19 protein-coding genes are annotated in these 25,222 nt (G+C 51.1%); 14 read left to right on the plus strand and 5 right to left on the minus strand.

Annotated elements, in window-relative coordinates; genetic code table 11:
• Positions 1–9 precede the first annotated feature (9 nt).
• From Pla110_RS17990 to Pla110_RS18005, 4 genes are all read right to left on the minus strand, one after another.
• Positions 10–738: a leucine-rich repeat domain-containing protein gene (locus Pla110_RS17990; RefSeq protein ID WP_144997764.1), complete on the minus strand. Its 729-nt coding sequence runs from the start codon at positions 736–738 to the stop codon at positions 10–12.
• 10 nt (positions 739–748) lie between these two features.
• Entirely contained in the window at positions 749–2,389 is a 1,641-nt protein-coding gene (nadB, locus tag Pla110_RS17995; RefSeq protein ID WP_144997766.1) for an L-aspartate oxidase, read from the minus strand.
• A gap of 264 nt (positions 2,390–2,653) precedes the next feature.
• On the minus strand, positions 2,654–3,442 hold the full coding sequence (locus Pla110_RS18000) for an SDR family oxidoreductase (RefSeq protein WP_144997768.1): 789 nt from the start codon (positions 3,440–3,442) through the stop codon (positions 2,654–2,656).
• A 101-nt stretch (positions 3,443–3,543) separates the two neighbouring features.
• Entirely contained in the window at positions 3,544–4,395 is an 852-nt protein-coding gene (locus tag Pla110_RS18005; protein ID WP_144997770.1) for a menaquinone biosynthesis family protein, read from the minus strand.
• A 360-nt stretch (positions 4,396–4,755) separates the two neighbouring features.
• On the opposite strand from Pla110_RS18005, the gene Pla110_RS18010 reads away from it, so the two are divergent.
• The 14 genes from Pla110_RS18010 (at position 4,756) to Pla110_RS18075 (ending at position 23,640) form a co-directional block, all read left to right on the plus strand.
• Positions 4,756–6,705: an ABC-F family ATP-binding cassette domain-containing protein gene (locus tag Pla110_RS18010; protein WP_144997771.1), complete on the plus strand. Its 1,950-nt coding sequence runs from the start codon at positions 4,756–4,758 to the stop codon at positions 6,703–6,705.
• 216 nt (positions 6,706–6,921) lie between these two features.
• Complete coding sequence (locus Pla110_RS18015) at positions 6,922–8,010, plus strand: sialidase family protein (protein WP_231742567.1); 1,089 nt, start codon at positions 6,922–6,924, stop codon at positions 8,008–8,010.
• 129 nt (positions 8,011–8,139) lie between these two features.
• Positions 8,140–8,808, plus strand: a complete 669-nt coding sequence (locus tag Pla110_RS18020; RefSeq protein WP_144997773.1) for a DUF2238 domain-containing protein — start codon at positions 8,140–8,142, stop codon at positions 8,806–8,808.
• A gap of 317 nt (positions 8,809–9,125) precedes the next feature.
• Positions 9,126–9,455 (plus strand): MazG nucleotide pyrophosphohydrolase domain-containing protein, encoded by a 330-nt coding sequence (locus Pla110_RS18025; RefSeq protein ID WP_144997775.1) that lies wholly within the window; start codon positions 9,126–9,128, stop codon positions 9,453–9,455.
• A gap of 504 nt (positions 9,456–9,959) precedes the next feature.
• Positions 9,960–10,850 carry a hypothetical protein gene (locus Pla110_RS18030; RefSeq protein WP_144997777.1) on the plus strand — a complete coding sequence of 297 codons (891 nt, stop codon included), beginning with the start codon at positions 9,960–9,962 and terminating at the stop codon, positions 10,848–10,850.
• Between the two features lie 71 nt (positions 10,851–10,921).
• Complete coding sequence (locus Pla110_RS18035) at positions 10,922–11,575, plus strand: MotA/TolQ/ExbB proton channel family protein (RefSeq protein WP_144997779.1); 654 nt, start codon at positions 10,922–10,924, stop codon at positions 11,573–11,575.
• A 5-nt stretch (positions 11,576–11,580) separates the two neighbouring features.
• Positions 11,581–12,069 carry an ExbD/TolR family protein gene (locus Pla110_RS18040; RefSeq protein ID WP_144997781.1) on the plus strand — a complete coding sequence of 163 codons (489 nt, stop codon included), beginning with the start codon at positions 11,581–11,583 and terminating at the stop codon, positions 12,067–12,069.
• Positions 12,070–12,134: 65 nt separating this feature from the next.
• Positions 12,135–12,887, plus strand: a complete 753-nt coding sequence (locus Pla110_RS18045) for a biopolymer transporter ExbD (RefSeq protein WP_144997783.1) — start codon at positions 12,135–12,137, stop codon at positions 12,885–12,887.
• Positions 12,888–13,086: 199 nt separating this feature from the next.
• On the plus strand, positions 13,087–16,755 hold the full coding sequence (locus Pla110_RS18050; protein ID WP_144997785.1) for an outer membrane protein assembly factor BamB family protein: 3,669 nt from the start codon (positions 13,087–13,089) through the stop codon (positions 16,753–16,755).
• A 136-nt stretch (positions 16,756–16,891) separates the two neighbouring features.
• Positions 16,892–19,507: an ABC transporter substrate-binding protein gene (locus Pla110_RS18055; protein WP_197440272.1), complete on the plus strand. Its 2,616-nt coding sequence runs from the start codon at positions 16,892–16,894 to the stop codon at positions 19,505–19,507.
• Positions 19,508–19,543: 36 nt separating this feature from the next.
• A complete protein-coding gene (locus tag Pla110_RS18060) occupies positions 19,544–21,088 on the plus strand; it encodes a hypothetical protein (protein WP_144997789.1) in 1,545 nt (514 codons plus the stop codon).
• Between the two features lie 318 nt (positions 21,089–21,406).
• A complete protein-coding gene (locus Pla110_RS18065; protein WP_144997791.1) occupies positions 21,407–22,012 on the plus strand; it encodes a hypothetical protein in 606 nt (201 codons plus the stop codon).
• A gap of 240 nt (positions 22,013–22,252) precedes the next feature.
• Complete coding sequence (locus Pla110_RS18070) at positions 22,253–22,696, plus strand: RidA family protein (protein ID WP_144997793.1); 444 nt, start codon at positions 22,253–22,255, stop codon at positions 22,694–22,696.
• Between the two features lie 164 nt (positions 22,697–22,860).
• Positions 22,861–23,640: a metallophosphoesterase gene (locus Pla110_RS18075; RefSeq protein WP_144997795.1), complete on the plus strand. Its 780-nt coding sequence runs from the start codon at positions 22,861–22,863 to the stop codon at positions 23,638–23,640.
• 79 nt (positions 23,641–23,719) lie between these two features.
• Here the strand turns inward: Pla110_RS18075 and Pla110_RS18080 are convergent, their stop codons facing one another.
• Positions 23,720–25,216 carry a DUF1501 domain-containing protein gene (locus Pla110_RS18080; RefSeq protein ID WP_144997797.1) on the minus strand — a complete coding sequence of 499 codons (1,497 nt, stop codon included), beginning with the start codon at positions 25,214–25,216 and terminating at the stop codon, positions 23,720–23,722.
• Positions 25,217–25,222: the final 6 nt, after the last annotated feature.

The following is a 25,222-nucleotide window of genomic DNA, read 5'->3' on the forward strand; positions in this document are numbered from 1 at the left end:
GTCGCTATATCAATCGTCAGTAATCTCAATCTGAGGATGCGACTTCACCAACGCCTTTACCGTTTCTTCGGTTACGCCGGAATTGGTGATGCTGAGGAAACGAATTGCCGGGATTCTCCCGAGTTCTTCGACCATCTCATCGGTAAGCGAAACGTGATCCAACCGCAGTGTCGTCAGTTCCTCCAGGCGAGCGAGAAACTGTATTCCCACCAAGCTCAGCTCGTTCCGGCTGAGATCAAGTTCAATCAACTCCTGCAACTGGCTGATCTGTTCCAGCTGAGTTTCCGTCAGGTTTGTTCCAACAAGTTGAAGGCTCATCAATTCGAGTGGTTCACTTAAACAGGAAAAATCAACGTCGGTAACGGTAGCGTCACTGAGATCAAGGCGGTAGATCGCATTGAGTACCTGCATTCGTTCAGCAAGTTCCTGTAACTGCGAATCGCTAATTTCGACTTGTGGCAGTTTGACTACGTAATATCGCTTTGAATAGACCTTGCTCCCGGCGGAAGAATAATTCAGCAGAGTATATTGCTCGGTGGGAGTCGCGCGATGAATGGTTCCGCCGAGCTGAGAGACATAGCTATTGAGCGAATGCCTTCTGTAGAGTTCCCGCCCCATTGAGGCAGCAAAGACACCCACCAATAATATCAATAGAAGCGAAGGCAGAAAGAGGGAAGAATAACGCCATCGCTGATATCGAGTCAGTTCGATTTCATTTTCGATTTCAGCGTCAGTCATAGTACGCTTCTCAGTAGCTGGCGGTCATCCGAATATGATTTTTCATTTCCGGATTGGTTTCAGGGTGGTCACTACGGAAATGCACTCCCCGACTCTCTTCGCGAGTACGGGCAGAGATCGTGAGAAGTTGGGCGACGTGCAATAGGTTCTGCAATTCCCAACCGGTAGGAGTCGAGAATTCTCGCAGCGACACGTAACGATCCCAGAAGGCAAGCTGATTGATCGCCTCTTTCAAACCCGGGTCATCTCGTTTAATCCCCGCCTTACGCCACATTAAACTAGTCAATGCATTCTGCACATCCATCAGATTCAGATTATCTTCATGCGGAACAACGTCGGACCATTCGGAGAGAACCCCCGGGGCCGTGAACGAATCACGTTGATCGAGCGCCGCATCCGAGGCACCCCTTCCCGCTCGCAGCCCGAAGACCAGTCCTTCCAGTAAACTGTTTGAACCAAGGCGATTGGCACCATGTAATCCACTGGAAGTCACCTCACCTGCCGCCCACAATCCGGGCAGGGTGGTTTGTCCCAGCGAGTCAACTACGACCCCGCCAATCATGTAGTGGGCTCCCGGACGTACGGGAACGCGGTCATGGTGAATATCAATTCCGAATTCCCGACAGACTTGACCGATGTGCGGAAACCGTTCGTCGATCAATTTTGCTGGCAAGTGAGTCAGATCGAGATAGGTGCAGGGGTGATTCGTCTTTTCCATTTGAGCAGTAATTGAACGGCTGACGATATCCCGCGGAGCCAACTCCATCTGCGGATCGTAATCCTGCATGAACCGGTAACCGTTGCAGTCCACCAAGTAGGCACCTTCTCCTCTTACTGCCTCAGAAATGAGGTGACGGGATCCACCGGCGATGTAGAGCACCGTCGGATGGAACTGCATCATCTCCATATCCCGCATCTCGGCACCAGCGCGGAAAGCAATGGCGTGGCCGTCGCCAGTGGCGATTGACGGGTTCGTCGTCTCTCGATAAAGCTGTCCGGCACCGCCCGTCGCAATGATAGTCTGTTTGGCCCAGACAAATGTTTTTCCATGATTAGGATTCCAGACGATCGCGCCCCGACACACACCCTCGTGCGTCAGCAAATCGATTGTATAGGTTTCTTCCCACACCTGGAGATGTTTCTGCTCTTCGCGGTTTCGGACCTGCACGTGCATCGCCCGCATAATTTCTTTGCCAGTCGCATCTCCTAAGGCGTGTGCCACTCGTGCGTGACTGTGGCCTCCTTCTTGAGTCAGCGCGATCTCACCCGTGGTGGTGGTATCGAAGTGAGTGCCTAATGTCGCGAGTTCACGAATTCGGACCGGGGCTTCCTCGACGACCATCTTGACGATCTCATCGTCACACAACCCTTTGCCGGCGGAGATCGTATCGGAGATATGATTGGCCACATTGTCCAGTGGATCGAGTACGCCCGCAATTCCTCCTTGAGCATAGACACTGTTCGAGAGACCCAGGGAATCTTTGGTGACCACCACGGTTTGCAGCTTCGGATCGATCTCAAGAGCGGCCCGGATTCCGGCAATCCCTCCACCGACGATCAGCACATCGGTGAACATGTGCGGGACCCGTTTGGGATCGAACCGTGTCAGATAGCGGCGATGAGGGGTAAATTGCAGCGGCGGAAAAACCATGATGTGCCTACATTCTAAAATCGTCTCTCCTGTAGAGAGCCATCGAGCCCGAACCTACAGCATAACCTCGATTCAGCATAACCTTGTTTGGTTTCTCAAACAATTTTCAGAACAGGTTCTCTATGACTCTGGAGACGCTATTCTTCGGCCAGGTTCAGCATTTTATAAGACTGCACATTTCTCACTGCACATTTCTCACTGCACATTGCTCACTGCACATTGCTGTACTTGGGCATTCGCATAATGAACGCGGCCGCATGACGATCAGATCGTCATGGAACTGAAACCACCATCGACCACCATATTGTGCCCCGTAAGAAAGCTACCCGCTCGAGGAGCCGCCATCAGCAGGATCGCTCCGGCCAGCTCTTCCGGGGTACCAAATCGCTGCATGGGAGTGTGTGTCATGATGCTGCTAACTCGTTCCTCAGTCAGGACTTTCCGATTCTGCTCCGCTGGAAAGAAACCAGGAGAAATCGCATTCACACGAATTCCGTCCGTGGCCCATTCACGAGCCAGGTTCTGCGTCAGATTTAATACGGCCGCTTTAGAGGCAGAATAAGTAAACACTCGGGAAAGAGGTATCATCGCACTTAATGAGGCGACATTGATGATGGAGCCCTGGGTTCCTGAATCGAGCATGAACTTCGCGAAGACCTGACAGGCAACACGCACCCCACGCAAGTTGATGTTCATGATGCGGTCCCACTCGTCGTCTTCGATTTCGAGGAAGGGGGTGGGTGAATTGACACCCGCACCGTTGATCAACACGTCGCACTGGCGATCGTTCGACTTCAAATGCTCCACTAGTTTTTCCAAATCGTTCCGCGTCGTCGCATCCGCTTTGAAAAACTCGGCCTGTCCTCCCGCTGCTTCAATCGTTTTCACGATTTCAGCGCCATTGGATTCGTTTCTACCGACGATGAATGTATACGCTCCAGCCGAAGCTAAAGATTCGGCGATGGCCCCACCTAGAACACCGGTACCTCCGATGACGATTGCGGTTTTTCCATCCAGTCCAAACAATTTTTGCAGATAGCTGGCAGAGCTCATCGGTGCGTCAGATTCTTTCTATCAACGGCGCTGAAAGTCACTCTCATCGCCGCAGTCAGTTTTGATATTCAGTCAGGTTCGCCAATTGCGTAAAAGGCCACTTAACCGATAAATTCGATTTCAACCGGGTTAGGAATTACGCCCTGTTCGTAACCTTTTTTCAGCAACAGTTTGACCGCTTCGCGACCTTTGTCGCCGAAGTCGACCGTATAATCGTTCACATACATGCCGACAAACTTGTCTGCTTTAGCATCGTCCAGATCGCGGCCATACTTCTGGGCATGCGCCAACGCTTCTTTGCGATTTTCGAGTCCGTAGACAATGCTCTGTTTGAGATACTCGGTGACTTCTTCCATCACTTCCTGCCCCAAGTCTTTGCGAATTGCGTTCGCGCCCAGGGGAAGGGGAAGGCCATCGGTCTCTTTGTACCACCATTCGCCTAAGTCGACGATCAGTTTAAGCCCCTGATCTGCATAGGTGAGTTGGCCTTCGTGGATGATGAGGCCGGCGTCGGCATCGCCCCGCTCGACGATATTCAAAATTTCATCAAAGGGATGAACTTCAAACTCGAACGTATCGCCCAGAAGAAGTTTCAGAGCGAGGAAAGCGGTTGTCATCGTACCTGGAACGGCGATTTTCTTGCCTTTGAGGTCTTCAATCGCACATTCTTCGCGAGCGACGACCATGGGACCATAATTGTCACCAATGCTCGCTCCGCAGGAGCAGATTGCATAGGTGTCGGTCATGTAGGCGTAACCGTGCAGGCTGACGGCGGTTAACTCCAACTCCCCTTTGAGTGCCCGCTTGTTGAGGGACTCGATGTCCTGCAACTCATGGGTGAAACGATACTTGCCTGTTTCAATCTTGTCGTTCGCCAATGCATGAAACATGAAGGCGTCGTCTGGGTCGGGGCTGTGGCCAATGCGGATTAAAACTTTTTCGTCGGTCATCATCGCGTTCGCTTACCTGTCAAATTTCCGTAGGATAGGTCGTTTATATCAGGGAGTTCGGAGAAGTCGGTTCTGTCGAAATTCACCGGGGAGATTCACCCGGAAGCTGTCGTCTCTCCGCGGGGTCTGCTATATACTGTCAACCGATAAGCCTCGCCGAGACTACGGTACAGTTGCCCAGATCGCGAAGTCCGCTGAACTCGCCTTCTCGGGGAAAGACGTAGCCTAACGTGCGGCCGTAAGCATCGCAACCACCACCACTCTCCGCCCTCGGCGGGGAGGGGAGAGTTTCGACCCCGCTCCCTACGGCCCAATAACCGAATTCTTTCGCCTCCCTTAACTCAAAATACAATATAAACTCGTATGATTTTGCTTACTGTCCAGGATCTGGTCCGACAATTCGATACAGAGCCGGTGCTGAACAAGGTCTCCTTCGATATTTCTTCTGGGGACAAAATTGGTTTAGTTGGCCCCAACGGAGCTGGCAAATCGACGCTGCTGCGCATAATGATGCGAATCGACGACGCCGATTCAGGCAGTATCGAGCACCCTGCCTCTCTTGAAATCGCCATGCTGGAGCAAGAGGCCGATTTCGACGACAACCGCACCTTGCTCGAAGAGGCGAAGTCCGGGCTGGCTCATTTATATGAGCTACAGTCCGAATCGATCCGCGCCGCGGAAGACATGGCGACGGTCACCGATCCGGTCCAACTCGATCGGCTGCATGCCCGGTTTGACCACCTGCAGCATGAACTCGAACGGCTCAATGCATACAATGTCGATCACCGGGTCGACGAAGTCTTGCAGGGGCTTGGATTCACCGAGGCAGAATACGACCGACCACTCAACACCTTCAGTGGTGGTCAGCAGAACCGGGTGCTACTGGCGCGACTGCTCCTGCGTGCTCCGGACCTGATGATTCTCGACGAACCGACGAACCACCTCGACATCGACGCGACCGAATGGTTGGAATCTTACCTGTCGAGTATGAACGGCACGTTGCTGCTGGTTAGCCACGATCGGTATTTTCTTGATCGGGTCACCAATCGCACGTTCGAACTCTACAAATCCAAGTTGACGGATTACAAAGGAAACTTCTCCGCGTACTGGCGTCAACGGGAAGAACGCATTCGGTTGCAACAAAAGTCGTTTGAAAAGCAACAGGAGTTCATCGAAAAGACTTCCGACTTTATTCGCCGGAACCAGTACGGCCAGAAACATGCTCAGGCCTCCGACCGGGTTAAAAAGCTGGACCGACTCGACAAGATCGACAATCCAACCGATTTCGACACACCCTTCATGGACTTCGCTAAAGCGGAACGGACGGGCGACTGGGTCTTCGATATTAAGGGACTCAGCAAAGGCTACGGCGAACCTTTATTCAAAGATCTCACCTTGCAGATCGAGCGAGGAGAACGCTTGGGCGTACTGGGGCCTAACGGGTGCGGAAAATCGACGTTTCTGAAAACGCTCGTCGATGAACTGAAACCGGACACGGGCAAAATCCGCCATGGCACGAATGTCAAAATCGGCTATTACGACCAGCAGCTATCTGGGGTCGATCCGTCACTCGATGGTGTAGAAGCGGCACGACCGCTCGACAACCCGGAAATTACTCCCGGCTTCATTCGTAACTGGCTGGCCAAGTTCGGCGTGAAGGGAGATTTGGCTGTTCAGAAAGTTGGCGCAATGAGTGGGGGCGAGAAAAGTAAGGTCGCCCTGACAAGACTCGCTCTGCAATTCCCTAACGTCTTGATTCTTGACGAACCTACGAACCACCTCGACCTGTGGGCACGGCAGTCTCTAGAAGAAGCCTTACTCCGATTCGACGGAACCATCCTCTTCGTCAGTCACGACCGGTACTTCATAGACCAGGTCGCACGAAGCGTGCTCGTTTTTGAACCGGACAGCTGCAAATATTTCGAAGGGAACTATTCCAAGTTTCAGAAGTTCCACGAACGCCGTCGCCAGGAACAGAACAAGCCTGCGACCAACAATACAGCTAAGTCCGCCCCGGTCGAAATCGCCCCTCCGCCGGTCGAAACACCGGTTGTCACCCAGAAAACGCCCAGCACCCCGGCAATTCCCAAATCCAAACGGAAGCGTAAATTCTCCTATCGCAAAGTGGAAGATATCGAAGTAGAAATTGCGGAGCGGGAAGAACTGAAGTCGGAGCTGGAAGCGAAATTGATTGACCCCCAAATCCAGCGTGATGGCGAGCAGGCCCGTATCGTTCGAGAGGAATATGACTCAACCTGCGATCGCCTCGAAGAACTGTTTGAACACTGGGAAGAAGCAGTCGAACTCAACTGACTTTCCGGCCTAACCAACCTGTTACACTGAACAAAAGTTTGAATGCCTCCCGCGGATTGTGGCTTTACGGCGGTGGGATCTCCATTTAAGTTTGAACAGAATAACAGTGACCTCTTTTTTCTGTGATGATTTTCACGAGAAATGTGAGGTCACGTTGTCTCTATTCAGACGGGCTTCAGCACCCACTCCTTCTCAGATGACAGGTAACTTAGCTTCATGTCCAGATCAGCCATTCTCAGTTGGTTTGCCGCGGGACTTATGTTCTGCAGCCCTGCGTTGCTTTCAGCGGAAATCAAAATCGAACGCGTCCTTGACCCGGAAGTACCAGGGGGAGCTTACAAACACCCCGCCACTATCGAAGAACTTGCCAACGGCGATTTGTTCATCGCGTATTACGGTGGCGAGGGCGAATACGAAGGGGATACCGCCGTTTACGGTTCTCGTCTTCCTAAGGGAAAAGATAAATGGACCACCCCTAAACGTATCGCAGACACACCGGACCGCGCCGATGGTAATGGTGTCATCTGGTGCGACCCACAGGGAGTCGCCTGGTTGTTTTACGTCGTTCGCTACGGTGACACCTGGTCTGATTCGATCATTAAATACAAGTACTCGAAAGACAATGCTCATACCTGGACCGACTCGGAACTCCTCACGTTCGATAGAGGCATGATGGTCCGCTCGCAACCAATCGCGCTGAACAATGGCGACTTCCTGTTGCCGATCTATCACGAAACTGGCGATGATCGCGAAATCGTGGGAACTGAAAGTGGCTCACTCTTCGCACGGCTCGATCCCAAAACGATGAAGTGGACTTTCACCGACATCATCCATTCGCGAATGGGCAATATTCAACCTTCCGTCGTCCAGCTTGACGATGAGAATCTTCTGGCCTACTGCCGTCGTGGAGGGGGATATGGTGCGGTACCCGATGGTTTTGTCGTCAAAACCGAATCCCATGATGGCGGCCAAACCTGGACCGAAGGAGAGGATACCCCTTATCCGAATCCCAACTCGGCGATCGACCTGATCAAGCTGAAAAATGGGCATTTGATGTTCATCTACAACAATAGCTTTGAAGGCCGGCGCATGCCGTTGGTCGTACGCGTTTCCACGGACAATGGCAAAACATGGCCGCACTCGCGCGTACTTGTCAACAAGCAGGGCGACAGCGCCGCTTATCCCTACATGATCCAGGCGGAAGATGGAACCATCCACGCCGTTTACACATCCGAACGCCGGACTGTCGTCAATCACGTGACCTTCACAGAAGACGATATTCTCGGGCACAACGAAGTCGAGTAAACAATCTGACTCCTGAATCTCTCGATTGAGCATCTCAGTAAAGCATTAACACGAAAAACTTTCCGCATCCATTGGCGATACGGAAAGTTTTTTCGCATAATAAGGAGACAGAAACAGCAGGTTTATCAGATGGAAGTCCAACATTCGAAAGTGAAATCAAGCAGGTGGACACGGCGATGCCGCTGGGCAACGGTTGTGCTGTTTTTTCTTATGTGGATCGTCCTCAGCTTTGACGTTCCTTTTCCCGAATTCTACGTGCTACAGCACATTCCGACCGTCGGTGCCTGGATCGTCATTTTCATTTTGATGCGATACCGCTTGCTGAAGGAGGTCGATCTCTATGCCATCATCGCTTTTCTGGTCCTGCACCTGATTGGAGCCCGGTACATTTACTCCTGCGTTCCCTACGACGAGTGGACGGAGTCCCTGTTTGGCGTCAGTCTATCCGAAACTTTCCACTGGGAGCGTAACCACTACGACCGATTGGTTCATCTGCTCTACGGAACACTGTTTTCGCTTCCCGCCTGGCACTTGCTGGATCGCTACTTGACGAAGTCAAACGGGATACTGATTCTCTTGACCGTTCAGGCAATTCTCGCGACCTCGGCGCTGTATGAACTGGCCGAATGGTCACTCACAATGGTCGCTGCCCCGGAAGCCGCCGAAAGCTACAATGGCCAGCAAGGAGACATCTGGGATGCTCACCAGGATATGGCTCTGGCCCTGCTGGGAAGCCTGATCAGTTGTTTTGTCTTGCTGCTAATAAGCCGTCACACCAAGGCTTCACAAAGTGATTAACATCTATTCACTCGCCGCGCTGTTATTCACGTTAGCTCATACAACTTTTCGTATTATGGGGCCCGGAAATTTTTTTGGTGTTGATTAAGTGACCCCCTCTACGTTTTCGAGAGTATACGTTGGAAACTGCGTCACGAGTGGCTAGACTCAGGCTGACCAGACTCTCTATCTGATCACCTTTCTCTATTCCCGATCCTCTTGATCGGGATTACCGGCTTGCCGCTTTCTCCCCAGCCCATGGTTTAACAGTCGGGGCTATCATAGTGACAGCGAAACGCCATTTCATGTTCACAGTAGCCAACGTCCTGGAGCCATTCATGGCTGAAAATCAACTCCCCGATTCCGAATTCTCGCTCGATCAACTCCAACCGCTGATCGATCAGATGTATTCGCGAAAGGACGAAGAGCGGGGAGTGGAAGGAACCTTCATGTGGTTTATGGAGGAAGTAGGCGAGTTATCGGCTGCTTTGCGTGAAGGAACACCGGAAGAACTGGCTGCTGAATTTGCTGATGTTCTTGCCTGGCTGGCAACCATCGCCAATATCAGTGGAGTCGACCTGCGAGAAGCGGTCTATCAGAAATACGGCCGTGGCTGTCCTGGCTGTGGAAATCTGGCCTGCTCTTGTGGACCAGAGGAAAAACCCTGATTGGAATGGTCGTGACAATTACATAAACAAAGTCACGTCAGTCTTCTCTGAACCAGCACTTCCACCATGGGCGTTAATTGACATTCGATTTGGCACGTCGGTAGTATTGATTTGATTGAGTTACACAATTCTGGAAAACCACACGCTGTGTTACCCACCATTGTACACATTTCTACATTCCGGTTTTCCAGTTTCTCCCGCCTGAAACATCAATTCATATCGCCTCGCACTACTTTATTTCTGGTCTTCAATTCTGATTCTTAACTAATCAGCATCATTTCCGGTTTGGTAATAATCAACGCCATCTATCTCAGCGATTATGACAACCATTCCTGATGAACCTTTAATTTAAATGAATTCCGTCCCGTTTCGACATCGAAACCCGGTTTCCTGTCGCGGGCGCGTTTATACTACTGGAACAGAATTAACCTCACACCTGCATTTCTAAGAGGCTTTCCCGAACTGGCGAGCCAACTTGGAACTACGGAGAATGGTACCACTGCCATGGCCACGGCGAATAATAATCATCATCCTCGACCTGTGATGCGAATTACGCAATACGATCGTGTCAGTTCGTGGATGTATTCAGTAATTCTTGCTTGCCTGCTCGCCGCGATCGCCATTTTCATCATGTGGTTCTCCTCCCGTATTCCTCAGCCAGATGGCGAGATGATCATCGAACCAATGGTCCCTGCTGGTGGTGAACTCGACGGTGCTATCGACGAAACATTAAAAGTCGAATCGCCCGAAGACGTCAGCGATGACCCTTCCGAAGCAGAATTGCCGAGCGAAGAGACACAGATTCTCGAAACACTCGAAACCGTCGTCGAAATGTCCGACAACGCGTCGCAATTTGTACAGGACCAGGTTCAGGAAGCGACAGAATCGACAGGCAAGCCTGGTAGTGCGGATGGCTCGGGAAAACCACCCCTGGGTGAAGGAGGGGGCGAAGGGGCTCTCTCTCGTGCACAGCGCTGGGTTGTTCGCTTTGGAGACAAAGACACGCTGGAAGAATACGCCCGGCAACTCGACTTCTTCAAAATCGAGCTGGGAGCATTGATCGGCAGCGAAGTTGTTTACGTCTCCAATATATCCGCCTCCACCCCGACGGTTCGCCGCAGAAAAATCAGTAAAGACGAACAACGACTTTACATGCAATGGCAGGACGCGGGACGTCGAAAATCGGACGTGGAACTCATGAAAAAAGCGGGGATCGACGCCAAAGCCGTCCCTGTGCTGCACTTCTATCCGGCTGAAACGGAAAACCAGTTGGCACAAAAAGAACTTGCGTATCGCAATCGAAATGTTAAAGAAATTCGACGTACTTATTTTTCCGTCAGTCGCCGAGCAGGGGGTTACGCCTTTATCGTAACACGACAGCTTTACCTGCGTTAAATCGCCTTTAATCGAACATCGTTTTCACACAATCAGAATCTAAACACTTTAATTAAGCAGTGGAATTCCAGATGGATGCCAAGCAGATATTTCTAGAGTATTTCGGCTATATAATTTACGCCGCGATGGCGTTAGCCGCGATGGCGGGACTCGCCTGTATTGCGATTCTCAACCGGAACGTTAAGAAGAAGTCGATGGGCAGCCGGGCCAACTCTGACGCCTTCCTCGAAGAAGTCAGTATGTACCTGGAAGATCGCGATTTCGACGCGGTCGTTGAGCTTTGCGACTCGCCTCCGTACTGGAGTAAAGCGGTTCCGCAATTGATCATGGTCGCCATTGAAAACAAGAAGCTGGGCTTAACTAAAGTCCGTCGCATGCTGGCGGAGCGGTTCGAGCGTGAAATTCTGGCTGAGCTGGAATACACCACTTCCTGGGTGATCACCGTCGTTAAGAGTGCTCCGATGTTGGGGCTGCTCGGAACCGTTACCGGTATGATCAGTGCGTTCGGTAAGATCGCCGCCATGCAGGAAACAGGTACCGACCCGGCTCAGCTTGCGAACGACATCAGTTTCGCCCTGTTAACCACGGCCTATGGGTTGGCAATCGCCATTCCACTGGTGGTTCTCGGTAACAAAATCAACGTGCAAATCGGAAAACTGCAAGACTCCGTCCAAGACGATCTCGGCCGGTTTCTGAATGACTTCGAACGTGCAATCCGGAGCTAATCAGCGTGGCTAGAAGAACCGTCTTCATGGGTGGCAGCGAAAAAGCGTTGCTCGCCAAAAAGAAAAAACCGGAAGATGCCGATCTGGACATTACGCCCATGATCGATGTCACCTTCCTGTTATTAATTTTCTTCATGGTCACCTCGACTATGCAGGAATCCTCCAATATTTCTCCTCCTGGCGCAAGACACGGCGATGGTACTAATAAAGGCGATTCGGTCATTATCACCATCGCAGCCCCCGACACTCCCACCGACGAACCGGAAATTCGTTTCGGAGACAAACCGAACTCTCCCATCATCAATCTAGGCCAGGTAGAGGCTGAAGTAAAAACAGCTGTGGCGGCACTGGGAATCAAAGAACCTAACGTCATCATCAAAGCCGACCGCGATACGCCGCACGGGTATGTTCAGCAGGTATTGCGAGAAATCGATCACATAGAAAACGTAAGGTATCACATCGGAGTCGAAGACAAATCCCGTTCCTCAAATTGACCTCTTTATTCCTACCAGCCATTTTTCAATACACCGGGTAGACCACTACAGAAGTTCCACAAGCCATGCCGATTCAATTTCGTTGTCCACAATGCAAGACCCGCCTGAGCATCTCGCGCAAGCAGTCCGGCAGCGATATTAAATGCCCCTCCTGTTCTGCGATGGTACCGGTTCCGGCAATTGATGGAGCTACCTCAAGGACTCCTTCCCAGAGTCCCGGGAAGACTTCCGAGGACGACGACCTGATCGGCAACATCGATGATATCTTTGGCGACGACCCTTCTGTACCCGATTCCGATCCCCCCCCCTCTAAACCGAATGCTGGCGGCCCCGTTATTGTAGGGCCACCTCCCGAGGAAGATGAGGACGACGAAGACGAAGGGTTCTCCGTTCGTTCGATGGAAACGGAAATGGATGACATGGACCTGACCCCCATGGTCGATGTCACATTTCTATTGCTGATTTTCTTCATGATTTCAGCTTCGTTCAGTCTTCAGAAAACAATGCCATTTCCACCCCCGGAACCCGATGAAGAAGGGGCCACGACTCAGCAAGTCGAAATGGAAGAAACTGAAGACACGGCGATTCTCATCGAGATCGATGAAAACAATACGATCATGATCGGAGACGAACTGGAAGTCATCCAGGACCCAGCCATGGTTGCAGAGAAAATTGCACAGTACGCGCGACAGCAAGGATCGCAAGAGATCATGATGACCGTGAACGACCAGGCGTTACACGATACAGTCGTGTGGGTCTTTGACTCGGCTGCTGAAGCGGGCATTCAGCGGGTTCGTATTACAACCTTGACTGAATGACCGGCAGGTCTCCCATCGAAAAGACTTTCCACCCTGAATCAAACGACTTAAACAGACATTTTTGTTATACAGATATTTTTGGATGTCACTCAATTAGACTGACCGACATCCAACAGTCGGCTAACTAGCCTCGTAAAATATATACACTCCTTTTTTTGTATCTGAAGTTTTCAGATGAGCCAAATAGGCATCAACAACAATGAGCAGTGATGCAGTAATCAAACTGGAATTACCCACGGGTGAAGTGAAAGAGATTGAACTCTCATCCAAATCCCCTGTCTCAATCGGTGCGCATCGAAATAACGACGTGCAACTGAAGGAGCCGGGCGTGGGAACCATGCATTGCCGTCTCAGTTTGACGGACAAGGGCATCGTGATTGCCGCCGCCACTTCGGCAGGCGTCAATATCAACGGAATCAAAACAAGGAAAACGATTCTAACTGAAAACGATAAAGTGACGATCGGTGGAACAAAGCTGACCGTCTCGGGTGAGGCTGCGGTCGCTTCTTCTCGCGCGGCTTCGGCGGTAGATCTGAAACCGGTTTCTCAGGATGACATTTTCGGCGATGTGGCTCCGGAAGAACCGGATGACCAGGCCGAAACGATCAAGTCGAAAAAGCCACCTAAAAAGCAGAAAACTCCGCCACCAGAAGAATCGGCGATATCTGCCATTCTCGATGATGATGACTTCCTGGAAGACGATGACATGTTCGCCCCTGCGGACAACTATGCCTCCAGCTCAGACTCAGATAAAACTGAAGACGACGCAGTCGAAGAGGATGCCAAAGAAGTTTCCGAGGATGAAGAAGAAACCACCGACGACGATAAACCTGACGAAGAAAAGATTTCTCCTAAAGAAAAACTACGAAGCCGGATGGAAGCCCGTCGCAATCGCAGCGCCGTTCGTCCTGGCCAGGAAGAGTTACTACGTTCAAAGCTCTTGCAGTTTCTTGGTGGTGGCTCGCTTCTGTTGATCGTTCTGGCTGCTATCTTTTACGTCCTGTTCCTGAGCAATGACAGTCAGCAACTGTATGACAATGCTTTGACTCAATTTGAAGAGAAGAAATACAGCCAGTCCATTTCTTCATTCAATGGCTTCCTCGAAAAATATCCGAATGTCACAGAACTTTCTGATGCGGCCCGAATTAAACTGGGGCAGGCGAAAATTGAAAAAGAGATCGCCGGCTCTGGCGGAAACTGGGAAGCCGGACTGCAACAACTTGATAATTTCATCATCGATAATCGTGGCACCAAAGGTTTTGTGACTGATCAAAAAGGCGTTCTGTTTTCTTATGCCAACACCATCGCACGAGGTGCCATCGCCTCTGCACAAACTCAGAAGAAACGAGAGTTCCTGGCCTTCGCCAAAGAAGCCCGCGAAAAAGTGACCGCGTACGGCCCTGAAAGCGAGAGCGAAATGAAAGCGCTCAATCAAGAGCTCGACGGTTTGTATCGTGCAGCCGAGTCCGCTGTACTTAAGGAAGAAGTCTTCGTTGAGCATCTTCAACGAATTGAAACGGCGATTCAAAGCAAACAGCCGCTTGCCGCATTAAAAACACGCCGGGAACTTCTTATTCGTTATCCCGATCTCGAAGAAAACAAAAAGCTCAAAGAGAAAATGGGCCAGATTCTGGAAACAGAACAGCAACTCGTCACCTCTACGGAACTGGATCAGGAAGCCATTGTAGTGGAGCGAGAAGCTTCGTATCCGCCCCCTTTAACCATCGCCATTCACACCCGTTCTCAAACGCCAGGCCAGTCCGAAGGTGAAGTCGTCCTGATTCAAACTCAGAACAGCTGTTACGGAATCGACACCATCACGGGGCAACCTGTTTGGCAACGGTTAACCGGACCTGAAAAGTCTTTCTTTCCTATTCTGGTGGATACCGCTCCGGAAGGGGTGATTTTCTTCGACTCTCAGCACCACGAACTCGTCGCCATTGAATTAACAACCGGAAAGCTGATGTGGCGACAACCGCTGCAAACTGCAGACGGCAACCCGGAGCAAGTCACAGGAAAACCTCTCGTACACGATTCCTCGATTTTCATTGCTACGGACCAGAACAACCTTTATCAGCTCGACCTGCGATCGGGCCGATTAATGGTTCGTCTGCACTTTGCCCAGCCACTATTCGGTTCTCCAGCACTCACTGCCGACGAACGGCATTGCCTGATCGCCGGTGAACAGGAACTGTTCTACTACTTCTCGCTTCGCCCTCTGAAATGCGAAGCGGTTTCCTACTTCGGACACCTGCCAGGTGACATCGATATTCCGATTATCTCCATGGGAAGCCTGGCACTCATCACGCAAAATACGGGCGCGGATGAATGTACTTTAAAAGTATTACGAACCGAGTTCCCCGATAATCCAGCGGAATTCCCTCAAAAGATTGTTCCGGAAGCTCAGGAGAAGATTGCTGGACGAGTAGTAAACCCACCCTTCCTGAGGGGCAAACAGCTGGTCGTCCATTCTACGGGAAAACGACTGACGTCCTTCACCGTGTCCGCAGACCCAGGGACCCAAATGCTCACGGAAGATGGAGCATTCCAATTCCAGGAGATGCAGGAAGAACAGACAGGCGAAACAGCCTCTGTAAACCCCTCGAATGAACAGTCAGTTTACCTTTACATCGGCCCAAATGGGCAACTTTGGATGAGTCAGGACGCGCTTCGCAAATTGCAGATTAACAGCGACCACTTCCAGCTCAACCCTAAAGAGACTGCGACCGGTGCCCCTGTTCAACCATTGCAGATGCAGCACGAGAAAGTGTTCGTCGGTCGAAGCCATCCGTTCTCTCCGGCCGTTTTTCTTTCTCAGGCAAACCGCCAGAGCCTCGACAGTTACTGGAGAACGATCTTCGGCGCCAAAGTCATCGGCACAATAGAAGCGAATGAGGCCACGCTGACGTGTCTGACAGACGCTGGCTCCGTCGTTCAAGTAAGAAAATCCGATTTTCAAGAGAAACGTTTCCTCACAGAGTCGATGAATCGACTTCCACTCGATCAGGAAAAAAGCATGTCGGATACGCCACCTCGTGTGGTGACAATGGCGAATGGTCAGATGTTCGTGACCTGGGGAAATGCCGATCCATTTTACAGTACGATTTCAAAAACAGGTCAGGTCACTCCGGCACGAAAATTATCCGCCCCTGTCGAGGCGAACCCGATCGAGATTGAAGCAGGCACCGTTCTGCCAGTCGCAGACAACCTCATTCTGATTCCTTCCGGAGCGAACAGCCGTCAGGTTATTAATGACTTCAAAACTCCGGATTCCAGCTGGAAGACATTAATTCCTCTGTCTGGAAATGAGTTCCTGGGATTAACGGACGCCGGGTTCCTGGCGCGATATGAATTCACTACGGACAATCCGAGCCACTTCCGTGAAATCACTAATTATGATTTCGGTGTGCCCGTCGATGTAGCGCCGGTCTTGTCAGGAGAAACGCTTTTCCTGGCGACATCGGACAGCAAACTTCAGGTCATCGACACAACTTCACTGACTGTCACCAACACAATCGACCTTCCCGCTTCCGCTTCAGGAGATCTGTGGGTCGCTGGAGAAACTCTCCTCGTTCAGGCAGACAATCAACTCTGGGGTTATCCTGTCACAGGTGATCTGAAACCGACTTGGAATAACCCTCTTGATGGTGGCTCGATCACCGTCGAACCCACGGTACGCGGCACCACGATGTTCGCCGCAGACCTGTCTGGACGAATTCTAAAAGTTGATCTTCAATCAGGAGAAATGACAGAGTTGGGTGTTCTCGATGTTCCGCTCGTGCTCCCACTCTTCGCCTTTGGAAACGATGTTATCGGAGCCACTGTCGATGGTAGCCTCTACCAGTTGTCTTCCTTATTTTCTCAGTAAGTCTTGCGAAGAATTGTGCCTCAACCGATTACCAAACAGGCGATCCCAAACACGACTAATTTCACGTTCGGTTATGATGGATAAGAACTTAGATTTAATACCTCGAATCTCCCACGGTTCGAACAGTTCTCCCAGCGTGGTTAGCTCCCGCGTACGACGGCGAGCGTTCGCCCTGACGACGGGCTCGTTACGGACGCTGTTGAACTCATTCCTCTGCTTCGCACTGCTGGCAGTGGCCGGGTTCTCGCAGGAAGCTTACGCACAGGACGATGCAGCCGAGGAATCTCCTGCGGCACCTGCGGCCTCTGAAAATCCGCCAGCAGAGACAGAGCCCCCCGCCGAATCAGATGGCGAAACGGCAGCGGAACCCAATCCTGAAACCAACCAACAGAACAATCAATCAGTGGGCCTTCCGCGTCTGGAAGACCTTTTGACAAATTTCCCTACTGCCGAAGAGCTCATGACCAAAAAGCCATCTGACTGGCTGGTTCTGAACAAATTGGAAAACGGTAAAGAAGTCGTCCTGGAAGTTCAGCCGGTTGCCCCTCGGCCGGATACGCTTCAGAAAATCGAAACGTCGATTGATGAATTTCCTCCGTTCCCTCGAGACGCAACCGACAAACAGAAAGAGCAACACGTCCTGAAACGAGAGCAGCTCTTCAAAATGAGCATCTTCCTGCCAGATGATAAATCTGAGAAAGAATATTTTCTCGATTACCGACAAGTGGATCGCATCCTCTATCACGAAGACAAGTTATTGCAGTGGGTAACTCAGTACGGAAACGAGGGGAAATTTCGAGAAGCTTTTGACTTACTCTTCAAACTAAAGCGACTTGTACCGGATTGGCCAGGAGTCGAAGAGCAACACGATAAACTTCTCCAAATCGAAGCCCAATACAATTTAGATAATGGAAATCCAGATTCTGCGCTCGCTCTATTGATGGCACTTTACGATCGCAATCGTAAATTTCAGGGGCTGTCCGCCGAATTCGGGAAGACCGTCAACAAACTCGTCGACGAAAGTCTCCAACAGGAGCAATACCGCCGGGCACGATTTTATCTGGGCAGACTAAGAGCCTATTTTCCAGATAATCCACTTAATGGTACATGGGAAAGTCGACTCAATAATGCAGCCCAGGATCTGATCCAGAAATCACTGAGTCAGTACGGAGAGGGGAATTATTCCGGTGCATTAGAATCGGTAAACAATGCTGCAGAGATTTGGCCAGAGGCAGATCGCCTGAATGACACCTATCGTCGAATCGCAGAACGCTACCAGGTATTAAAAGTCGGTGTGCTGCGATTTGCAGACGATGCCAAAAACTATCCCTTCGAAACCGACGCCGAAGTACGCATTGAGAACCTGAAAAATGCGAATCTGTTTGAAAAGCAGAGTGCGCAGGAAGTCGCTCTCTACAGCAGCCCCTATCTGAGTAACTGGGTTCCCACTCGTCTGGGCAAAAAATTGACGTTCGACCTGCGTGCCCAGTTCCAGAGCTGGGAACCGTACCAACCCTTGAACTCATTCGACATTTACGACGCCTTACAAAGGCGTCTGGAGGCAAATTCTCCTGATGCTGACGAGCGTCTGCGTAACTATATTGAAAGAGTCGACGTCAAATCGCCCAGCCGTTTTGAAATCACTTTCTCTAAAGTGCCGTTGCGTCCCGAAGCGTTGCTCTCTTTCCCTGTAGAGCATCGCGTCCCCAATCCGAATGACGAGTCTAACCAGGCGATCAATGACCTTTTCATGCCGCCCAGTCGATTCGAGTTGCAGTCATCTACAGAGACTACCAGAACGTACGTCCGTTCGACTTCCGAGCCTTCAGAACAAACGTTGTATCATGTCGCCGCCGTCGAGGAGATCAAATACGAGTCGCTGGAAAAATCGATTCAAGGTCTCGTTCGGGGTGAAATTTCGATGTTACCCAGTGTGCGAGGAGAACTTGTCTCGTTGCTTCAGGATGATGGCCGGTTTTTCGTCCAACGCCGCTCGCTACCTCAATCGTATGTTTTGCAGTTCAATCCCAATACTGAAATGCTCAAAAATCGGGAACTCCGACGCGGTCTTGCATACGCCATTGACCGACAGGAAATTCTTCAAAACATCATTTTGCAAAGTGACAACCCGGAACTGGGTCGTGTGATTTCAGCCCCGTTCCCTTCAGAAAATCAAGCATACGACCCATTGTCCGAATTGCGACCATACGATCTGACACTTGCCTACAGTCTCGTCGAAGCCGCCAAAGCCAACCTCAAGGAAAAGTTTGGTCCGCTCAAACTCATTTGTGTCCCCGACCCTCGCATCCGGCAGGCGGCCGAAAAGATGGTTCAGGAATGGGGACGGATCGGTTTAGAAATTGAACTTCTGGATGAAAATGCAGCGACGGACCGCAAATCGGGGTGGGACCTCGTCCTCCGTGAGCACCGTATGGCAGAACCGATTGTCGAACTCTGGCCTTACATGACGATGAGCGATGTGGCTCGTGCGGAAGATCTGGTCGACCTTCCCTCCTGGTTACGGCAGGAACTGGTAGACCTCGAAAACGCGGGCGATTTACGGACAGCCACCCGGTCGCTCCACATGCTACACAACCAGTTGCAGGCGAACGTCGAAATGATTCCCTTGTGGGAGGTTAACGACTACATCGTTCTGCGAAAGACAGTCACAGGTTTTCCATTGGCGCCAGTCTATCCCTATCAGGGTGTCGAACAATGGAGTTCTCAGGCTTGGTTTCCTACCGGTTTTTAGACCTTCAAATCAGCTAGTTCAATCCAGACTTTCATTATGAATAACTCCGGTATCCAGCAGAATATTTTTCTTCCGGGCGTCATCCGCTTGCTGTTGTTGCTCTTCTGGTTAACCATCAGTAGTGTGACGCCCGCATGCGCTGCCCGAAACAATGATCTCCCCTACGATCTCGATCCGTATTCCGTCCAGATTCAGGTTGTCTTTTCCGATCAAGCCGAACTGACTCCACCGATGAGGGAGCAGGTTGTTAGCCAGCTTCAACAATTAAACTATCGAACCTACGGCCAAATGTGGAACCGGGTCGTCCAGGAAAACAAATCTCTGCTTCCCCGGTCAATGGATCTCTTTAATCGGACGTCTCCAGAACGGATGCAAGCGGATTACTCAGCCAATGAGTGGGACAAAGTCTTTATTTGTTTTGTTGATCAAGAAGGAATGATGTATGACGTTGCGGTACGAGAATGGGATTCTGTCCTTCAGACATTCAGCCTGGTCGAATCGGATCGGGTACTTTCGCTCGAAGAAGTCCCCGTACTGTTAAACAATCTGATCGTTCGCACGTTTCGCCCTATGACTAAAGTCATGAAGGTGGATCGATCCGACAATAAAGCGTATCTCACCCTCCGCGCCGGAGAATATCCTGCGGCGGATGAATTCGCTGCTCAGGTGAGGCCAGGCGACGTCTTGCTTCCTTCGCTTCGTTATCTCGACAAGAACAATGAAGTGAAACAAATCCAGTTCTTCGACTGGAACTACTTCCTCGTTGAAGAAATTGACAGAGGACGTCTCGTCTGCTCCGTGATATCGGGAGCTCAGACTCCAATAGGTGGACGAGGCCTCCGCCGAGTGGAACAGTACGCGACTCGCGTACGCCCTCTACGAGATTCCACTGAGATCCGATTCTGTAAATTCAACCAAACAGACATTCCACTCGTCGCACATTACATTACATCGTTTCTGAAAAACTCCTACCGCGAAGAAGCGATTGAAGAACCTGTCCGGCATCTCTCGGACCGACAGGGGACCATCGAAGTCACTCTCAATCCGGAACACCCGGTGCAATGGTTATATATCAACAGCGGCAGTGCATTATTAGGTCGAGTACCGATCGTTCCTGGTATTCAGGAGTTCGCCGAATGTCCCTTGCCCGATGATTCAACCCGTTTGGAAGTTGAAGGAATGATCGAGCAATTGAAAGGGCGCATTGTGGAAGTCATCGCCACGCGGTCTTCGATCATCGCTGAAGTTCGAGTCGCCGCATCCAAGGGAGATTGGGAAAAGGTCGACAAACTGCTCCCCAGATTTGATGAGTTGGACACAGCGGAAGAACTGAAACGCGATTTGAACACCATTCGCGTCCTCCCAATGCAGGAAGCGATTCGATTGGGTAACCCGGTCGGTGCACGCCGTATCGATACGATGGCTTCCAAAACCGTTCCTTTCATCGAAAAATACCTAGGCTCTTCGGTCATCGTGAAATTCAAAGAAGAGATCGAAGCAGAACGCGCCGCAGCCAAAGCGGCTGCCGAGAAAGCCGCCGCCCTGAAGGCGGAAGAAGAAGCCGCTGCACGAGGGGAATAGCCATTACCCACTCTGTTTCTGGTTTCAATGAACTTACTGTGCGGCAGTCGCTTTCTACTGCATCAGGCTCATTGATCCGCTAGAATCGAACTGGAGATATCGGGATCCCTACCGGATTTGGAACGCCGGTTCACAAGAACAAGGGTTACTCGCCCCCTCCCGTCTCTCCCCCGAGGGTCACTCAAGCAGTGGCCTTCTTATTCGTCATCTGCCCTGTTCTCCTAAACTAAACTTCGGTTCTCCACCGCGGCGCAGGTGACCGATCACGATTCAAAATGACAAATATACACCATCAACTTACAACCCGAGGAATTTCTCATGAAACGTTTGATGCTCTGGAATCATAGAACCTTACCCTTTGTCACCATGCTGATCACCACGATCGTACTGGTTTCGTCTTCCATGCTGGCCCAGGCGGACGACACCCCGACGAAAGAAGTCACCGTTCGCGAGCTGACGCTGCAAATGCCCGAAAGTTGGATGAAGAAGGAGAACACGAGTCGGTTCCGTCTGGCGGAATTTGATATTCCCGTTCCAGGAACGGATTTAGAAAACGCCGATCTGATCCTCTTTCATTTCCAGGGAGCCGCCGGAAAAACGGACGCCAACATTATGCGTTGGCTCAGTCAGTTCGACCCTGCTGGTCGCACCTCGACTGTCAAAGAAGGCAAAACGACTGACGGAAGCTACATCTTAGTTGACGTGCAAGGCGACTACAAAAATCCTGTTGGTCCACCAGTACTGGGCAAGTTTGAAAAAATGGAGAACGCCCGTGTCATCTCTGTAATCTTGAACACAGGTGACGATGTCTACTATCTCAAACTCGTTGGCAAACAGGACACCATTAAAGAGATCGTCGATGATTTCCGTAAGTCCTTCGGTGGAGACGCCGAAACTGAAAAAGATTACGAATTCGAGATTTGAATCTCACCCGCTATGAATTTAGTCTGTCTGGTTTCTGTTCATTCTGGAGTTAACGCACTAGTATGCGTTCTGAATGAGGCTTGGTTCTGCTGGACCGTTGTCCGGAAACCGAAGCCAGGCGGGGCTGTTTACAAATGAGGCACTGGAGATGGAACCGTATCCACTCAGGCTTCAATCGCGAAAATCAGCCGCGACATTTAACTTGTATATGATCTCGATTGTTAGAAGGAAAAGGACGGAATGACTCCCGAAGAAAAAGCCCGGGAACTCGGGCTGGAATTCACTGAACTTTCACAGACCTATCTGAATTTGTGCATCAAATCAGGAAACCAGCTCATCACCTCCGGTCATGTCAGTGACATCAAGGGGAAACTGGGCGACGACGTCACCGTCGAACAAGGTTACGCGGCCGCTCGTGAATGCGCCGTCAAGATTCTGAACTCAGTTCGGTCCACTCATGGCACACTGGATGGTTTGAAAGTCATCAAATTATTCGGCTGCGTGAACTCGACTCCTGATTTCATCGAACAGCACCTGGTCATCAACGGGATTTCTGACTTGATGCATGAAATCTTCGGCAAGACGGGTGACGGATATCATGCTCGTAGCGCCTTGGGATTTGCGGCACTACCAACAGGTGTTGCAGTTGAAGTCGAAGCGGTCTTTGAAATCAAAGAATCCTGAACTACAATCTGATTTACCGAGCCTCAAACAACACAGAGACCCGACCAATACTGCTCGGGTCTTCTTTTTTTAGCTGCCTCGGCTGACTGACTCAGATATAATACAAAAACTGTTTTCGTATTGTCGTTTTGCTCAACCGGCAGACATTTTACAGATTCGACAGGATGGAACCACTCACTTCACAAATTAAGGGACCGGTCGCCATCATCGGCGATTTACACGGCCAGCTCGATAAACTGAATGACATTCTCGAGCAGCTTCGAGCACTCCCTGACTATGACCGTCGCTGGATCGTATTCCTCGGCGACTTTGTCGATCGCGGTCCCGACAGCAATGGAGTCATCGAAACGATCATTCGACTCCGTGAAGAACACCCGCGCACCACGGCCATTTGTGGCAACCATGACTTGGGCATGGCAACATCTCTCCGTGTCGTTCCCCAGTCAGAATACAGCGACTGGGAAGAACGCTGGACAACCTACTACGATTCAGACGTCACTTTCGAATCGTACGGCGCTGCCTATCCCGATCTGGATGACCTGTATCGCCGTGTTCCGGATGAGCACAAAGAGTTTCTCGCGATGCTACCCTGGTCAGTCGAGCATCCTCGACTCTTCTTTGTTCACGCAGGGCTCGACCCGCACACCCCGTTTGAAGTCCAACGACAGATACTCGAAGAGCGGGATTTCACATTGAACCACCCACAGTGGCTCTGCTCAAAAACCTATATTGAAGACCCTCCGCCCCCCGACTGCCCGTTAACGGTGGTTTCAGGGCATGTTCAAGTTCGAGATGTCATCATCACGAAAGAACGTATTCTGGCAGATACAACCGGGGGAATTTCGGGGGAACTGAGCTGCGTGCTGATGCCCGAGAAGAAAGTCCTGAAATCAGGACAGGCGAAGCCGACTGCCTCTGGCCAACCCTGGTGGAAAATCTGGTAAATGTCCCTTTGCAGTGGATGCCCAAAGCCTTGGGACCTTGAGTCTCGCTCACCTGATCCTATAGGCGCCTTCAAAGCAACTACGCGATGATATCGTGAATCGGATGACCGAGGTCCATTTCCAATCGCACTCGACCGGGTACGGAGAGCTGCGATGGGATTAAACCGAGCTGATGCATTACCGTCGCGTGCAAGTCGGTGACATAATGCCGATCTTCAACAGCGTGAAAACCGAGTTCGTCCGTCGCTCCATGAACAACTCCACCTTTAATCCCGCCGCCAGCTAACCAGACGGAAAATCCAAAAGGATGATGGTCGCGACCGTTGCTGTTCTGTGCACCCGGAGTTCGTCCAAATTCTGTTCCCCAGACCACAAGTGTTTCATCCAGTAGACCGCGCTGTTTTAGATCTTTCAGCAGGGCCGCGATCGGCTGATCCGTTTCTTTACAAAGCTGGGCATGCCCTTTCTGCAGGTTTCCGTGGGCGTCCCATTTACCAGCTCCGCCATTATTTCCGTGATAGATCTGCACGAACCGAGTCCCTTTTTCAACCAAACGTCGTGCGGCAAGGCATTGCTCACCAAACTCTTTGGTCACTTCTTCGTCGAGACCATACATGCTCTGAGTGTCGGGAGTCTCTTGGGAGAAGTCCATAATATTCGGAATGGCGGTCTGCATTCGATACGCCAGTTCGTAAGATTTGATGCGGGCCTGAATCAATGGATCATCCGAGTATTCTTTAGAAGCGACTTTGTTCAGCCTGTTTAATAGATCGAACTCGGCCGATTGTTCTTCACGAAACACATCCGATGTTGGCGTTGCAAAAGGTAGAGGATTATGAGGATCCACCTTCAGTTGGACTCCACTATGTTCCGGCCCCAGATAATTTGCTCCGTGCCCCTGCTGACCACCACAGCAATCCGCCAATGGCGTTCCCAGAACGACAAACTGAGGCAAGTTCTCGTTAAGCGAACCCAATCCGTAATGGGCCCACGACCCTACTGTGGGGAAGATACCATCCAGTCGGTGACGGCCTGTGTGGAACTGGAGCTGGGCACCATGATTATTATCTGTCGTCCACATTGAGCGAACGACGGAAATATCGTCGATACATTCAGACATATGCGGCCACCAGTCACTGACTTCAATTCCGCTTTCGCCTCGTTTCTTGAAACCGACCTGTAGCGGATAGACATTCGGCCAGATTTGACCGTTGGCATCATCCTTAACGACTACTCGTAAATTTTCTTCCAGTGCCGGATTGGAAAGTACATGACTGTGGGGAGTCTCATTAATCGACAGACCTGCGTACTCGGTGAGCGCCGGTTTCGGATCGAATGTCTCCATATGGCTTGCGCCACCGATCATGAAAAACCAGATAACCGACTTCGCCTTGGGGGCAAAGTTGGGCAGATTCTCCTGGATTTGTTGCTTCACCGATTCGGCTGCGGCGGACCGCATTCCGTCCTGATGCAGCATCGAAGTGAGCGCAATGCTCGACAAGCCCAATCCTGCATTCGTAAGGAAGGAGCGTCGTGAGGTCTGGTGGTGATGACCGAAATTAAAGTCGTGTAACATGACGAA

It is taken from the genome of Polystyrenella longa, from assembly GCF_007750395.1.
In the GTDB taxonomy this organism is placed as follows: domain Bacteria; phylum Planctomycetota; class Planctomycetia; order Planctomycetales; family Planctomycetaceae; genus Polystyrenella; species Polystyrenella longa.